Genomic DNA, 14,971 nt, shown 5'->3' on the forward strand with positions numbered 1-14,971 from the left:
CTTTCGCAGATGCTTTTTTCATATTAGACTAGCTGGCTTTCTGAATCGATAATGCCTAATTCACGAAGCTTTTGCTCAGGTACTAGACCATCTTTCCAGCCGCGGACTTGATAGTATTCTTCGAGCATAATATCCATCCGGCTTACATGACCTGCACTGTTCCCAGATGCGGGTTCTTCTGTAAAGCGTTTTGGAAGGAAATCATCTTCGCGTGTATTGAAACCAGCAAGGTTATTATAGTAACGTTCAAGATTATAAATTCTTTCCCCAGCCTTCATCACATCATCAGCAGTCATTGGAATGCCGGTCATCGTACTGTATTGCTCAGCATAGTGCTCAGCGTTTTCCGAGAATGAAGAGAACTTACAAATATTCATAGAGTCTGAGAATGCCAGCATATCTTGGAATACTTTTAATAGTTCCCCTTTACCTTCTGGTTTTAAGCGATCAGTTGGTTCAGGTATACCTGCAATTTCACTTGCTACGGTATAGCCGCGTAGGTGACAGGCACCACGGTTACTTGTTGCATAGCCAAGTCCGATACCTTGGATTCCTCGTGGATCGTATGCAGGAATAGATTGACCTTTAACCGACATGGAAAGCTCTGGTGCGCCCCAGGCAGCTGTAGCACGGGCAGGGCCTTCAGCAAGAATACCGCCGAAACCTTCACGAAGGGCGATTTTTCTTGTCAATTCAATCATGGAGTCGGCATCGCCCCAGATTAATTCTTCACTTATAATTCCTTTTTCGAATGCTTCCATTGTTACGGAGAAGCAATGACCAAGCTCGATCGTATCGAGGCCGTATTCATTACAACGGTCAATTAAATAAGAAATTGCCTCGGCATCACTTAGAAGGCAGTTAGAGCCAAGGGACCAGGCAGATTCAAATTCAACACTCTCAACCCGAGTTTTGTACTTGCCATCTTTTACTTCTACTTCTATTTTACAGCCAACCGGACAGGCATGGCAGGTTTTATTAGCAACCCGAAGGTGTGTATTAACATATTCACCACTATGTTTTTCTGCTTCATCCCAGTGAGTTAGCTGCGAGTTTTTAGTTGGAAGCGCTCCCACTTCGTTGATTAAGTTTGTAAGCACGTTTGTACCATAGACGGATAAGCCGCCTTTGTTTGGTGCTGTTAAGCCGCCATCTAAGATTGCTTTAACGGCTTTCTTATTAGCTTCTTTATATTCAGCCTCTAACTTAGGAGCCGGCATATTTCCCTTTTGAGCTGCCTTAATAACAATCGCTTTTAATTTTTTATAACCAGCAACTGCTGCAGTACCGCCGCGGCCGGCCGCACGATCATGTTCATTTATAAAGGAAGAAAAGCGAACAGTGTTTTCCCCAGCTTGACCAATCGTCATCACACTTAGGTCTTGTTCACCATAATGGTCTTTCATAGCCTGTATAAATGCTCTTGTACTTGTCCCCCACAGATTAGAAGCATCACGGAGTTCAGCTTTACCATCTTCAATATAAAGGTAAACCGGCCTGTCGCTTTTTCCTTTAAAAATAAGGTTATCAATGCCGGCCCATTTTAAACGTGCAGCAGTCCAACCGCCAATGTGAGAATCTGTAACCGTTTCTGTAAGTGGAGATTTGGTTACGACACAAAGACGCCCGCTCATGGATGAACGTGTTCCGGTAACAGGTCCTGTCATAAAACATAAGATGTTTTCAGCGGATAATGGCTCGACTTCTGGGCCGTTATCTAATACATATTTGACACCGAGACCACGGCCGCCTATGTATTTTCTGGCATCATCTTCATTGATGGGTCTGTAATCTACTGTTCCACTTGTTAAATCCACTAGAACCTCTTTGTTTTTGAAACCGCCAATGCTCATATTTTCCCTTCTTTCTATTATTCTTTTTATATAAATCTCTTAACCTTCTTACTAAAAAAGTTAAAAGACTTCTCCAAAATTTGCTAATTACCCAATTTTAATTATACACTTTTTTAAATTGTAATAAAATTAAAAATTTTAGTTGTAGCTGATAATTATTTGATAAGATAAAAGTAAATGAGCCTATTACAGCTGGACATGAATTGGAATAGAAAAGAGGAGCACAATGAATGATGATTTAGCACGATATTCTAGACAAATCCTTTTTAAAGCGGTTGGTGAAGAGGGACAGAGGAAAATGCTGAAAAGCCGCGTTGCCATTATCGGGGCAGGTGCACTCGGAACTGTTATCGCCAATCATCTTGTCCGATCTGGGGTTGGGTACTTAAAGCTGATCGATCGAGATCTAGTGGAATGGTCTAATTTGCAGCGGCAAATTCTTTATACGGAGGAAGATGCACGCATGCAGCTTCCAAAGGCCGTTGCTGCTCAAAAAAGGCTTAGGGGTATCAATTCTTCTGTTACGGTGGACGCCGTTATTGCTGATGTAAATCTAGACAATGCCGAGGATCTGTTATCAGGTATGGACGTAATTGTTGATGGAACTGATAATTTTATGACCCGTTTTTTAATTAATGATGTGGCAGTAAAGTATAGGATTCCATGGGTACATGGAGCGGCAGTAAGTTCACGAGGGATGTTTGCTGTTATAAAACCTGGGGTAACTCCCTGTTACCGTTGTCTCTTTCCGAACGTTCCAAGCAGCAATGGAGAAACCTGTGATACTGTCGGGGTATTATCAGCATTAACCGATATCATCGGATCCTATCAGGCAGTGGAAACCATTAAGCTTCTGTTAGGAGCAGAAACCACTCCTAATTTAGAACAAATAGATATTTGGGATCATTCATCCCTGCAAATGGATATTTCACAAGGGAATAATCCTAATTGCCCTGCTTGCGCACAAGGCCAATTTGATTTTTTGGACCGTTCCTCGGGTCATCAGGTTGCTTACACCACGCTTTGCGGGCGTGAAACGGTGCAAATTAGCCCGAGGCGTTCTAGAGAGTTGGAGTTAAAGAAGACAGCAGAGAACCTTCGGAGAAGTGGAAAAGTAACGGTTAACGAATTTTTACTTCGCTTTTCTCCGAATGAAGAAAAAGTATCCATTGTGATCTTTAGAGATGCCAGGGTTCTTATTCATGGTACAAATGATATTGTAAAAGCTAGACAGCTTTACGCGAAGTATTTAGGGAGTTAATAAACAAAAGGCTGGGAGTTTCCAGCCTTTTGCTTATTAAGAAATCATTTTTTCAATTACTAACCGTTTTCCCGTGTTTAATGTGAATTCAAACCGATCATTAACCTTTTCAAAGTAGCAAAAATGATGCTGAACATTACAAATTTGCTCTTGATTGTCAAAGACCATAAAATTCACCCCATCCTTTCGATTTTCGTCCGATAAAAAAGACAAATGGTTATAACAATAGATGCAATCATAAATCGAAAAATTTAAGGAATTTAGTGTCGTAACAAATTGGAAAAATGCGTCATCATTCACCCCATCCAAAAGGCGCTCAAGAGAGTAAATCAAGTGTTTTCTCATTCTAATGGTATCGTGATCACGAAGCATAATCGCTTCCTTCCCACAGTGAATTTTTCCGGGTTCACCCAATATCCCTTTCTTCCAACGGTTCAACCGGAAGACCTCAATTTCTTGATGAACGAAGTCATCTAACATCGTTGCTTCTTCGGTTTCCTCATCGAAAAAAATCCATTGATCATTGATTTGTTCGACTGTACCTACATTGTAAGCCCGCTGTTGAAAATCATATAGTTTTAATCGTTGTTGTCGATTCATCACTAACCTCCGTACACAGTTGCTTTCCTATTTCTTTTTTGACATCTTCCTGTCTTTTTAAACAATGCTTATTTCTAAAACGTAAGTATAAAAATTTTATCCAGAAGAATCCGCGTTCCATGCGGCAATTTATACCATTCTAATTAGGACAATTAACCATTTAATCTGGGCTGAATAGTATAGAGCATGTAATACCTGTTCAGTTATTCATATCTATTTGTAAGGGAGTGAGATGCGAATGTGCGGAATCTCAGGATGGGTTGATTTTAATAAAGCGATAAAAAACGAAACAGAAACCCTTGTGAAAATGGTGAATACATTAGCAAAAAGAGGCCCGGATGAAACAAATATATGGCAGGATACAAACGCCGGTTTTGGACATAAAAGGCTAATTGTGGTTGATCCTGAAGGCGGAAGACAGCCAATGACCAAACACAAAGAGGGTTATGATTACACCATTTGCTACAATGGGGAATTATACAACACTGAAGATATTCGCAAAATCCTTCTTACTAAAGGATATTCTTTTAAAGGTCATTCTGATACAGAAGTTCTGTTAACAGCCTATATAGAATGGGCGGAAGAGTGCGTAAATCATTTAAATGGTATATATGCCTTTGCCATTTGGGATCCAAAAAGGGAACAACTATTTATCGGACGTGATCGTCTTGGGGTCAAACCGTTATTTTTCACAGAACACCAAAAAGGGATCATCTTTGCCTCGGAAATTAAGGCGATTTTAGCTCACCCGGATATCAAAACCGAAATCACTCATGAGGGACTGGCGGAGGTCCTTGGAGTAGGTCCATCAAGAACCCCGGGATCAGGTATTTTCAAGGGAATGAAAGAACTACGGCCTGCCCATGCTTTAACTTTTTCACGAAACGGCTTAAAGATTTGGCGTTATTGGAATGTAAAAAGTGAGGAACATAAAGAAGATGTGGAAGAAACAGCAGAGAAGGTCCGCTATTTAGTGACGGATGCAGTTACAAGACAGCTGGTTTCCGATGTACCACTATGTACCTTTTTATCTGGCGGTCTCGATTCCAGTATCATTACGGCAATTGCTGCAAAAGGATTTGAAGAACAGGGAAAGGGACAGCTTCATACTTATTCGATTGACTATGAAGGAAACGACCTGTTTTTCACCTCGAATGAATTCCAGCCGGATGCAGATGGAAAGTTCATTCAAATGATGACAGAAAAGTTCGCCACCCAGCACCATAACAAAACGATCTCACAAGCACAATTAGTTCATGACCTAGTAGAGGCCACGGCCGTTAGAGATTTTCCTGGAATGGCCGATGTCGATTCCTCCTTGCTTTGGTTTTGTAAAGAAATTAAAAAGGATTTTGTTGTTAGTTTGTCTGGTGAATGTGCCGATGAAATTTTCGGTGGATATCCATGGTTTCATCGTAAACAAGATTTAGAGCGGCCAGGATTTCCTTGGATGCGTTCGGTAAATGAGCGGCAAAATCTGTTGAAGCCGTATTGGCGGGATCAACTAAAATTAAGTGAATTTTGTATGAAACAGTATCAACAGGCCATAGCTGAAACTCCAAAATTGGAAGGCGAAAGCTTTGAAGAAGCCAAGCGGAGAGAATTATTTTATATCAATATGACTTGGTTTATGACCACATTACTTGATCGAAAAGATAGAATGAGTATGGGTGCCAGCCTTGAGGTACGTGTTCCATTTGCTGATCATCGTCTTGTAGAATATTTGTGGAATATCCCTTGGGACATGAAAATGTATCGAGGCAGAGAAAAAGGACTTCTTCGTAAAGCATTTGAAGGAATCCTGCCGGAGGAGGTTCTTTATCGGAAGAAGAGCCCGTATCCAAAAACCCATAATCCGGAATATACAGCTGCTATACAAAAATGGATGGAGACGATATTACAGGATAAATCTTCAGTATTACATGAATTTTTCCAAAAGGACCAACTCCAAAGTATTGTAGAGACCGGCGGGAATTCATTCAAAGAGCCATGGTTCGGTCAGCTTATGACAGGGCCGCAATTATTAGCCTATCTTGTGCAGTTCCATACATGGTTTAAGGACTATGATATTAATATAGTGAATTAGGTTTTAATCTTTAAAGTACGCTTAATCTAAAAATAATTATTAAAATTTGGAATAAAAGCGGGATTAGATTAAAATGTTTATTGGAAGAGGAATCCTTACCTCTTCCTTTTTTAAGGAGGAAAAAGCCGTGAAAAAAATAACGTTCTTATTATTAACCTTTTTGCTGTGCTCATCTCTTCCTGCCCATGCAGAGATAAAAAAAGAAAACCGTTTATGGCAGGATGAATCCATTTACTCGCTTATGATAGACCGCTTTAATGATGGGGATATAAAAAATGATTTGGATGTAAACGCAAAAGATCCCTTAGCGTATAATGGCGGTGATTTTCAGGGAATCATTGACAAATTAGATTACATACATGAGATGGGATTTACAGCGATTCGGTTAACTCCCATCGTTGATAATACCCAAAATGGCTATCATGGTTATTGGGTAAAGGATTTTTATAAAACTGATGAGCACTTTGGCACAATTAAGACCTTTCAGAACCTAGTGAAAGAAGCACATAAACGGAAAATGAAGGTTATTATTGATTTTGTCGCCAATAATACCGCAGCCGATCATCCATGGGTAAGTGATCCATCCAAAAAGAACTGGTATCATCCAAAACAGAATATGGACAATGGGACTAAAAGCTGGGTAGATGGCTTGCCTGACCTAAATCAGGACAATCCTGAAGTGAGTAAATATCTGATTGATGCTGCAAAATGGTGGATTAACAAAACGAATATTGACGGGTATAGCCTGCCTGAGGTCAATCAAGTGCCATTAAGTTTCTGGACTGAATTTTCAAAAGCTGTAAAGAAAGAGAAGAAGGACTTTCTGTTAATGGGTGTTCCAACAGAAAATGCTTCAATAGATGCCGCGAGATATCAAAGCTCGGGAATTGATAGCGTGTTTGATTATACCCAAAGTAAGAAATTAAGAAAGGCATTTGCTACTACCAATCAATCATTTACTGATTTGAACTCTGCTTCAGGACAGGTTGGCAAACCAGAATTAATGGCCAACTTTTTTGATAATGAGTATACGATAAGATTTACTTCTGACATTGTGGATAAACGGCAATATCCAGGTTCACGGTGGAAAACAGCGTTGACATACCTGTACACAACCCCGGGAATTCCGATTTATTACTACGGGACGGACATTGCCTTAATAGGCGGAAAAGTTCCTGATAACCGCAGGCAAATGAACTTCCGAACCGAGAAGGACCTGATTGATTTTACAACAAAGGTGGCTGAACTAAGAAATAAGCTTCCATCCTTAACAAGAGGGAACATGGAAATGCTTTATGACAAAGGCGGGATGATTGTATATAAGCGTGTCTATAAAGGTGAAACAGCGATTATTGCGATCAATAATTCCACAAAATCACAAAAGGTTGTTTTAACAGACAAGCAATTAGCTGCTGATAAGGAACTTCGTGGTCTACTTGGCGGAGATTTAGTCCGCAGTCACAAGAATGATTACATCCTTATCATAGATCGCGACAATTCAGAAATCTATGTCCTCGCTGATAAAAGCGGGATTAACATTACCTTTATTGCTGCTTTAGTCGGTGTGGTCATCTTAACGATCATATTCTTATTATTCATAATTAAACGTGGAAAAAAATGAGAGTAGAATAATCGGCGGAAGTTGTTCCGCCGATTTTTTTATGAGATAAGTAGTATAAAGTTTTTGCCTTTGAAAATTGTCTAGCTCCAGCGCCTAGCCCCACGAGGGTCACAAGCCAATCCGTCCAAAGGGTTAAAGAGAAACTTTTCGGCCGGCTCGTCTTGTGCTCGGCTACAGTAAGCTATCGCTTTCTGTACGCATTAAGGGCGACTAGTCTTTGACCCTGCTTTCGCCGGCCAGTCGACAAGTCGCCCTAGATCGGGGCTGACCAAGGCGCTTCCGCTTTTCTTACGCATTTACGATAGTTCCCCCATTTACGTGGATCATCTGCCCACTAACATAGGAGGCGTCATCTGAGGCAAGGTATACGTAACTTGGGGCGAGCTCATGCGGTTGTCCCGCTCTGCCCAGCGGCGTATTTCCTCCAAAGGCTGCAACCTGATCCTCAGGAAAAGTAGAAGGGATCAGGGGCGTCCAAATCGGACCGGGAGCGACACCGTTCACACGAATTCCCTGTTTTGCCAGGGACATCGCCAATGAGCGTGTAAAGGAGACAATCGCCCCTTTAGTGGCGGAATAGTCTAATAATTGTTCATTTCCATGATAAGCTGTGATGGAAGCCGTATTAATGATGGATGCTCCTTTTTTTAAATGAGGCAAAGCCATTTTTGTCATATAAAAGAAGGAAAAGATATTAGTCCGGAAAGTTCTTTCCAACTGTGTTGAGGTAATATCTAATAAGCTTTTTTGTGGGTGCTGCTCGGCTGCATTGTTGACGAGAATATCAAGCTTCTGAAACTCGTTAATCGTCTTGTCTACAATATCCTTACAGGTATCTTCGGATCCAATATCACCTGAGAAAAGGAGACATCGGCGGCCTTCTGCTTCAACAAGCTGCTTAGTTTCCTCAGCATCTTGATGTTCATCTAAGTAAACAATCGCGACATCAGCCCCTTCTTTTGCAAAATAAATCGCAACAGATTTTCCAATGCCGCTGTCACCTCCCGTAATAATCGCAGTTTTACCCGCTAATTTCCCACCCGGTTTATAATTAGGATCAACTGAAACTGGGCGTGGATTCATTTCACTTTCTACCCCAGGCTGGTGACTCTGATGCTGTGGTGGAAAGGTTTGTTTTTGTTGGTTTTGATTATTACTCATTCTCGTAACCTCCCAATGTTTATTCACTGTTAGTGTGAGAAAAAAGGGCCCAATTCATGAACAAAATAAAAAAGGCAAAGGAAGATTTTCCTTACGCCTTTAATATTACCCGCCACTACGAGTAGTAAAACGATTTTATTATCGATAATTTATAAATTGAACATCAATACTAAGGTCAGCTTCACGGACTAAAGAAATAATTTTTTGCAGGTCGTCTCGGCTTTTCCCGCTTATACGCACTTGATCGTCTTGTACCTGGCTCTTTACTTTAACACCACTATTTTTAATAATGGTATTAATTTTTTTAGCGTTTTCCTTATCGATTCCCTGGACAAGATTCGCCCGTTGGCGGACAGTACCGCCTGATGCCTTTTCGATTTTACCATAATCTAAGTTTTTAACTGGCACGCCACGCTTAATTAATTTACTAAATAAGACATCCTTTAATTGGTCCATTTTATATTCGTCATCTGAAACAAGAACAAGTTCTTCTTTATCAAGTGATACTTCACTTTTACTGCCTTTAAAGTCATAACGGGTCGCAATTTCTTTCATGGTTTGAGTGATTGCATTGGTGACTTCAGAAAAGTCTACTTTGGATACAATATCAAATGAGCTGTCTTTAGACATTAGCCATACCTCCAATTAATTGATACATTCCCTGCTAAAGTTTCCCTTTACGGGTACATTATAGTAAAATATAGCAGTTCAAACAAGCAAGAAAAGCGGAAGCGCCTTGAACAGGGGCGACAGGCATAAGACGAGCCGGCGAGAAGGTTGTTCTTTAACCTTCTTGATGGATTGGCTTATGACCCCGAGCCCCTAGGCGCTGCAGCTGGACAAGAAAAGCGGAAGCGCCTTGAACAGGGGCGACAGGCATAAGACGAGCCGGCGAGAAGGTTGTTCTTTAACCTTCTTGATGGATTGGCTTATGACCCCGAGCCCCTAGGCGCTGCAGCTAGACAAGAAAAGCGGAAGCGCCTTGAACAGGGGCTTATGACTCTGAACCTAGGAGCTGGAGCTGGACAAGAAAAGCAGAAGAAAAAAGGAGTTAGAATAGATGTCTTTAACTGAACTTATCGGTCAAACTGCCACATTAAACGTAGCCCGAATTACGGACTTTGGTTATTTCTTATCAGATGGTAATGAGGATGTTTTATTGCATAAAAATCAAGCACAGCAAGAATTGGCGGAAGGGGATGAGGTAGAGGTCTTTTTATTTACCGATTCTCAAGGAAGAATTTCTGCTTCCATGACAATACCGGAGCTTTCTGTTGGTACTTATGACTGGGTCAAAGTGACAGATACAAATCCAAAAATTGGTGTATTTTTAAACATCGGTCTCCCAAAGGATATTTTGTTAGGTGCAGACGACCTCCCTGCTCACCAGTCAGTATGGCCGAAGGTAGGGGATATGGTTTATATTACTTTGAGGGTAAATCGGAGTAACTTGCTTTATGCACGGTTGGCGAGTGACCAGGTAATCCAATCCATCTCGATTGAAGCAACGAGAAAGGATTTTAACAAGAATGTACAAGGGCATATTTATCGTACCGCCAAGGTCGGCAGCTGGGTTTACACAATTGAGGGATTTAAAGGATTTATCCATGAATCGCAACGCATGGTCGAGCCTCGCTTAGGTCAAAAGGTTGAGGGGCGGATTATTGACGTTAAGGAAGACGGAACGATTAATGTATCGTTATTGGGGAGAAAAGAAGAATCCCAAGATTTAGATGCAGAAAAGATTTACGAATATTTGATGAGCCGTAATGGTGCGATGCCATATAACGATAAAAGTGCTCCAGAAGATATCCAAGAACGTTTTAGCTTAAGTAAAGGGGCATTTAAGCGGGCATTAGGAAAGTTATTGAAAGAAGGAAAGGTCTATCAGGAAGGAAGTTGGACCTACGCAAAAAAAGATTAAGGTTTGCTTACATACTCTTTTTCTAAATGACAGACAATAAGTCTTGCAAGAAATTTAGAAAGGAGTAAGGATATGCCGCACACTTCTGATAACGATAAAAAAGCACAGGACAATAACGCCTTACGACATGAAAAAAATATGATGCGAGAAAAAAACCGTCAAGCAGGAAAAAATCAATATTCTAAGAAAACAGATCACAAATAAGAAAAGCGGAAGCGCCTTGAACAGGGGCGATAGGCTACAGCCGAGCCGGCGAGAAGGTCTGCTCTTAGCATTCTTGACGGATTGACCTAAATGTGGAGGCGACTGTTCTGGGACGTGGACATAAGACGTACACTGCAAGAAGGCGCTTTTTGCCTTCTTCAGGGGGCGGATTATGGTTTGAGTCCCAAGTAGCCGCAACTGGATAGGCTTAGACCTAAGAGCCCCTAGGCGCCTGCAGCTAGACAATTCTCAAAGTCAATTTTTATACTTGTTATCAAATAAAGAAAGAGCGGGGGACCCCCGCTCTTTTTTCAAATTCATATTTAATTTAAAAAGAAAGTAGAAATTGTTCCCGGGCCAGTATGGGATCCAATTGCTGAGCCGATGGAAGAGATATATACTTCCTTTGGGTGGAACTCATTAATAATCATCTCTTTCAATTCTAGGGCAGTTGCTTCCGTATCTGCATGACTAATACCGATGATTTGTTCATTCAAACTCGAGCCCCGCTCCTTCATAATTTCAATAATCCGGCGGTAGACTTTCTTTTGCCCTCTTATTTTTTCAATCGGAACCAGTTTTCCATCCTCCATATTTAAAATCGGCTTAATATTTAGCAATCCGCCTAAGAATGCAGAAGCCTTAGAAACCCTGCCGCCTTTTGCCAAATAATCTAAATCCTCAACCGTAAAAATATGCTCCATATGTTCACTTCTAAATCTAACATCCGCTATAATTTCCTCTTTGGTTGCATTATGAAGAGCAAGTTTAGCAGCCTCTATGACAATAAGACCCACTCCAAGCGAGGCACACTTTGTATCAACAATGGTTAAATGAAAGTTTGGATATTTTTCCTTAACTTGGTCAAGAATCATAACAGCAGTAGAATATGTTCCGGATAACTCAGAGGAAAAAGCGATATAAATTCCCTCTTCATTTTTTTCAGCCATCTCCGTAAAAACTTCCTCAAATAAAAGGGGAGAAACCTGAGAGGTCTTAGGGACAACTCCACTTCTAATCGCATGATAAACAGTTTTAGGATCAATTGTTTTTACATCTTCATAGTCTTGGTTATTAATTTGCACCTTCAGGGGGAATAATATAACATTATTTTCCTTATAAAAACTTAATGGCAAATCACATGCACTGTCAGCAAGTATTTTTACTGTCATAAGCTCACCTGCTTTCCAATCATATATTTAATTACAGTTTATCGGTTTCATCTTTAAATTACAATTTCTAAATGAAGAAGTATTTAGTTCATAAATTCAGTGAATGAGGGGGAGTTCCATTGCTTTGGCTCCAAACTAAAAAAATCGTGATTGTTATTGCTGGTGCATTCATAAATGCCCTAGCCATGAATCTATTTCTTATACCGGCGAATGTTTATTCCAGCGGTTTTACTGGTGTTGCTCAATTACTCTCAAAAGTACTAAGCGATTATACACCAATTAATGTTTCGATGGGTTTTTTATTGCTTCTATTAAATATTCCGGTTGCCATTCTCGGTTGGAAAAAGGTCGGGAAATCATTTACCGTTTACAGTTTTATTAGTGTTTTACTTACTTCCTTATTTCTTTCTCTGATTCCCATCAAGCAAGTTTCACATGATATTTTACTCAATGCTGTTTTTGGAGGAGTGATTCTGGCAATCGGGGTAGGTATCACATTAAAATGGGGTGCCTCAACAGGTGGAGTCGACATTATAGCAATGGTTCTTTCGCGGATGAAGGACAAACCTGTTGGTCCCTATATGTTTGTCCTAAACGGGATAATCATTATTACGGCCGGTTTCCTTTATGGCTGGGAAAAAGCACTCTATACTTTAGTTACCTTATATACTTCTACTAGGGTAATTGATGCCATTCATACCAGACACGCCAAGTTAACGGCTATGATTGTTACAAAAAAGGCCGATGAAATGAAAAAGGCCATTCATGCTTCTCTTGTAAGGGGTATTACGATGATCCCGGCTAAAGGTGCCTTTTCAAATGAAACAAGAGAAATGCTGATGATTGTCATAACTCGATATGAACTGTTTGATTTAGAACGGATCATTCAGGAGGTCGATCCTAATGCCTTTACGAACATTGTTCAAACGACAGGGGTTTATGGGTTTTTTCGAAGAGAATAATGGAAAAAAGAGCAAGCGCCCATTTTAGCGACTAGTGTCGGTACTAAAACGGGCGCTTTTGCTACTATCTAATCTGATCTAGCTCTTGTTGCATTTGTTGGAGCTGGGCTTGTTCTGCTACAGTCGAATTGGCATAAGCAGAACTAAGTGCATTCTTTGCTTTCGCGACCGCAGAATCAAGGTCAGCAGGGTTGGCAGATTTCGCCATCTCCACAAATCTTCTGGCTTCCTGGAACAATTGGTTTCCCATGTTATATTCCTCCAAGCGAGGATTCATGCACATTCGCCATTTTCTGAGCTTCCGCTTCAGCATAGGTCATGTGATAAGGAATACGTGCAGCATGCTGGCTGACAGTATCCACTCCTTGTTGGACAAAGCGTTTTGATTTGTTTCGTTTACCCATTCGAATCCCTCCAATATGCTCAAAGCTAAGATTGAAACAGCTTTGCTGCCTCAAAACTAGTATGCACATCTATTCCCCGGTTCATTTAGGTAAACAATGGCGAAAATCTGAATTTTAAGTTTGTCCTTTTATAAATTTAACAAATCTGCAATATATTCTCCAACACCGTCTTCCTCATTGCTATGGGTGACATCCTTCGCGATATTTTTTACTTGGTCAATCGCATTTCCCATCGCAATTCCGTGACCCGCAAACTCAAGCATCTCTAAATCATTGTCCTCGTCACCAAATGCCACAACTCTTTCAGCAGGAATTCCAAAATAGTCAGCTGCTTTTTTCAAACCAACAGCCTTATTCAAACCACTTCTAATAATTTCAATTACATGCCATGGTGCTGCCCAACTGCGTTGTTCAATGACTTCGGCATGAACAGCAGATAAGTGATCGCGAATTTTCTGCAGCTGATCTTCTTCTGTATGAATAAGCAAACTTGTTGGTGAATCAGTTAAATAGTTCGCTAAATCTCCTGTAGTAATCCTAGGGTTCCCGTAGTTAAAAATTTCCAAAAGTTTCTCATCATGATAATGGAAATAAACATCATCCATTACCTCAGCAATAATATTGTGAAATTGAAAGCTTCTACATGCCTCTACAATGTCTTTTGCTACCTTAACATCGAGCGGCTCATGGTAGAAACCCCAATTCTTGTCAAGCGGATGATGGGTAAATGCTCCATTAAAATTAACGATTGGGGTATCCAATTTTAATTCGTGGTAATACATTTCACTAGAACGGTATGGCCTACCTGTTGCAATCATTACGATATGACCTTCTGCTTTTGCTTTTTCAATTACTTCCTTATTTCTAAAGGAAATGGTTTTATCATCTTTTAACAATGTCCCATCTAAGTCTAATGCAATTAAATGTTTCTCCGCCACGTGGACACCTTCTTTTTTTAAAATTTAATCAATAATGCGTTGGTTTAGAAAAAATTTTTTCAACATGATAAACTACTTATGTGTTTTATTTGAAAAATGAGGATAAATATTCCTATAATTACTATGTTAACAATTTAATAGCCAAACTGTAAAAAAATTCACACCAACTTGTTGTTAAAAAAGATATACTTGTTTTACTTAATTGCTTTAGGTTAAAGTTTACCATAAGTGAATAGGTGAGCCAAAAGCAGTGCAAGGTAGTTTTAAGAGTTATCTAAAAAAGGTGAAATTAAGGAGTGTTTCAATATGAATGAAGAATTAAAAGATAATATAATGGGTGCATTAGAGCTTGTTATCGACCCCGAGTTGGGAGTAGATATCGTGAATTTAGGATTAGTCTACGATGTTGATATGAACGAAGAAGGATTGGTTTCTGTAACCATGACTTTAACAGCAATGGGGTGTCCGCTGGCTGGTACCATTATTGACCAAGTAAAACGCGCTTTGGCAGATATTCCTGAAATTAAAGATACGGATGTTAATATTGTTTGGAATCCACCATGGAACAAAGATATGATGTCACGCTACGCAAAAATTGCCTTAGGAATCCGTTAAGAAAAAAATAATAATTTTAGAAAGCAGCAGATACCCTCATCTGCTGCTTTTTTCGTCACAAAAGATACACATATCATTTCCCACATGTGAGATAGTTCACTTTTTTTAAATATAAACAACATTATAATACAGTTAATCGACGCTGTTTGAATTTAAAATAGCGGATTAAG

General features: G+C 40.0%; 15 protein-coding genes. 7 read left to right on the forward strand and 8 right to left on the reverse strand.

The genetic code is table 11. The features are described from left to right. Positions 1-23: 23 nt before the first annotated feature. Positions 24-1,853, reverse strand: coding sequence for an aldehyde ferredoxin oxidoreductase family protein (locus M3226_RS08045; protein WP_251564206.1), 1,830 nt, complete (start codon positions 1,851-1,853; stop codon positions 24-26). A 226-nt stretch (positions 1,854-2,079) separates the two neighbouring features. Between M3226_RS08045 and M3226_RS08050 the strand changes: the two genes are divergently transcribed. Next, positions 2,080-3,114 (forward strand): ThiF family adenylyltransferase, encoded by a 1,035-nt coding sequence (locus tag M3226_RS08050; protein WP_251564208.1) that lies wholly within the window; start codon positions 2,080-2,082, stop codon positions 3,112-3,114. Between the two features lie 36 nt (positions 3,115-3,150). Here the strand turns inward: M3226_RS08050 and M3226_RS08055 are convergent, their stop codons facing one another. Then, complete coding sequence (locus tag M3226_RS08055) at positions 3,151-3,714, reverse strand: DUF2777 domain-containing protein (protein WP_098532453.1); 564 nt, start codon at positions 3,712-3,714, stop codon at positions 3,151-3,153. 238 nt (positions 3,715-3,952) lie between these two features. Here M3226_RS08055 and asnB point away from each other — a divergent pair, with 238 nt between their 5' ends. Then, positions 3,953-5,800 carry an asparagine synthase (glutamine-hydrolyzing) gene (gene asnB / locus M3226_RS08060; RefSeq protein ID WP_251564211.1) on the forward strand — a complete coding sequence of 616 codons (1,848 nt, stop codon included), beginning with the start codon at positions 3,953-3,955 and terminating at the stop codon, positions 5,798-5,800. 127 nt (positions 5,801-5,927) lie between these two features. Next, positions 5,928-7,421: an alpha-amylase family glycosyl hydrolase gene (locus tag M3226_RS08065; protein WP_251564213.1), complete on the forward strand. Its 1,494-nt coding sequence runs from the start codon at positions 5,928-5,930 to the stop codon at positions 7,419-7,421. Positions 7,422-7,709: 288 nt separating this feature from the next. Here M3226_RS08065 and M3226_RS08070 read toward each other — a convergent pair whose 3' ends face one another. Both M3226_RS08070 and M3226_RS08075 read right to left on the reverse strand, forming a co-directional pair. Then, entirely contained in the window at positions 7,710-8,582 is an 873-nt protein-coding gene (locus tag M3226_RS08070; protein ID WP_251564214.1) for an SDR family oxidoreductase, read from the reverse strand. 138 nt (positions 8,583-8,720) lie between these two features. Further along, positions 8,721-9,212, reverse strand: a complete 492-nt coding sequence (locus M3226_RS08075) for a YajQ family cyclic di-GMP-binding protein (RefSeq protein ID WP_251564216.1) — start codon at positions 9,210-9,212, stop codon at positions 8,721-8,723. A 430-nt stretch (positions 9,213-9,642) separates the two neighbouring features. Between M3226_RS08075 and M3226_RS08080 the strand changes: the two genes are divergently transcribed. Continuing rightward, a complete protein-coding gene (locus M3226_RS08080) occupies positions 9,643-10,506 on the forward strand; it encodes a CvfB family protein (RefSeq protein WP_251564218.1) in 864 nt (287 codons plus the stop codon). A gap of 72 nt (positions 10,507-10,578) precedes the next feature. Continuing rightward, positions 10,579-10,710 (forward strand): DUF3941 domain-containing protein, encoded by a 132-nt coding sequence (locus tag M3226_RS08085; RefSeq protein ID WP_081810752.1) that lies wholly within the window; start codon positions 10,579-10,581, stop codon positions 10,708-10,710. Positions 10,711-11,033: 323 nt separating this feature from the next. Here M3226_RS08085 and M3226_RS08090 read toward each other — a convergent pair whose 3' ends face one another. Then, the gene (locus M3226_RS08090) at positions 11,034-11,882 is read right to left on the reverse strand and encodes a DegV family protein (protein WP_251564220.1); all 849 of its coding nucleotides are present in this window, start codon (positions 11,880-11,882) and stop codon (positions 11,034-11,036) included. A 119-nt stretch (positions 11,883-12,001) separates the two neighbouring features. Here M3226_RS08090 and M3226_RS08095 point away from each other — a divergent pair, with 119 nt between their 5' ends. Next, positions 12,002-12,844: a YitT family protein gene (locus tag M3226_RS08095; protein WP_251564222.1), complete on the forward strand. Its 843-nt coding sequence runs from the start codon at positions 12,002-12,004 to the stop codon at positions 12,842-12,844. A gap of 64 nt (positions 12,845-12,908) precedes the next feature. Here M3226_RS08095 and M3226_RS08100 read toward each other — a convergent pair whose 3' ends face one another. The 3 genes from M3226_RS08100 to M3226_RS08110 all read right to left on the reverse strand — a co-directional run bounded on the left by M3226_RS08100 (position 12,909) and on the right by M3226_RS08110 (position 14,186). After that, positions 12,909-13,094, reverse strand: a complete 186-nt coding sequence (locus M3226_RS08100; RefSeq protein WP_098528332.1) for a DUF3813 domain-containing protein — start codon at positions 13,092-13,094, stop codon at positions 12,909-12,911. A 1-nt stretch (position 13,095) separates the two neighbouring features. Beyond that, on the reverse strand, positions 13,096-13,248 hold the full coding sequence (locus M3226_RS08105) for a hypothetical protein (RefSeq protein ID WP_176541100.1): 153 nt from the start codon (positions 13,246-13,248) through the stop codon (positions 13,096-13,098). A 128-nt stretch (positions 13,249-13,376) separates the two neighbouring features. Then, entirely contained in the window at positions 13,377-14,186 is an 810-nt protein-coding gene (locus tag M3226_RS08110) for a Cof-type HAD-IIB family hydrolase (protein WP_251564224.1), read from the reverse strand. Between the two features lie 306 nt (positions 14,187-14,492). On the opposite strand from M3226_RS08110, the gene M3226_RS08115 reads away from it, so the two are divergent. After that, on the forward strand, positions 14,493-14,801 hold the full coding sequence (locus M3226_RS08115; protein WP_251564226.1) for a metal-sulfur cluster assembly factor: 309 nt from the start codon (positions 14,493-14,495) through the stop codon (positions 14,799-14,801). Positions 14,802-14,971 lie beyond the last annotated feature (170 nt).

The organism is Neobacillus cucumis, assembly GCF_023715505.1.

Bases quoted from the DNA above. Each gene is read 5' to 3' on its own strand.
- M3226_RS08045 (WP_251564206.1), bottom strand. From the start codon at position 1,853: ATGAGCATTGGCGGTTTCAAAAACAAAGAGGTTCTAGTGGATTTAACA.
- M3226_RS08050 (WP_251564208.1), top strand. From the start codon at position 2,080: ATGAATGATGATTTAGCACGATATTCTAGACAAATCCTTTTTAAAGCG.
- M3226_RS08055 (WP_098532453.1), bottom strand. From the start codon at position 3,714: ATGAATCGACAACAACGATTAAAACTATATGATTTTCAACAGCGGGCT.
- asnB (WP_251564211.1), top strand. From the start codon at position 3,953: ATGTGCGGAATCTCAGGATGGGTTGATTTTAATAAAGCGATAAAAAAC.
- M3226_RS08070 (WP_251564214.1), bottom strand. From the start codon at position 8,582: ATGAGTAATAATCAAAACCAACAAAAACAAACCTTTCCACCACAGCAT.
- M3226_RS08075 (WP_251564216.1), bottom strand. From the start codon at position 9,212: ATGTCTAAAGACAGCTCATTTGATATTGTATCCAAAGTAGACTTTTCT.
- M3226_RS08080 (WP_251564218.1), top strand. From the start codon at position 9,643: ATGTCTTTAACTGAACTTATCGGTCAAACTGCCACATTAAACGTAGCC.
- M3226_RS08085 (WP_081810752.1), top strand. From the start codon at position 10,579: ATGCCGCACACTTCTGATAACGATAAAAAAGCACAGGACAATAACGCC.
- M3226_RS08090 (WP_251564220.1), bottom strand. From the start codon at position 11,882: ATGACAGTAAAAATACTTGCTGACAGTGCATGTGATTTGCCATTAAGT.
- M3226_RS08100 (WP_098528332.1), bottom strand. From the start codon at position 13,094: ATGGGAAACCAATTGTTCCAGGAAGCCAGAAGATTTGTGGAGATGGCG.
- M3226_RS08105 (WP_176541100.1), bottom strand. From the start codon at position 13,248: ATGGGTAAACGAAACAAATCAAAACGCTTTGTCCAACAAGGAGTGGAT.
- M3226_RS08115 (WP_251564226.1), top strand. From the start codon at position 14,493: ATGAATGAAGAATTAAAAGATAATATAATGGGTGCATTAGAGCTTGTT.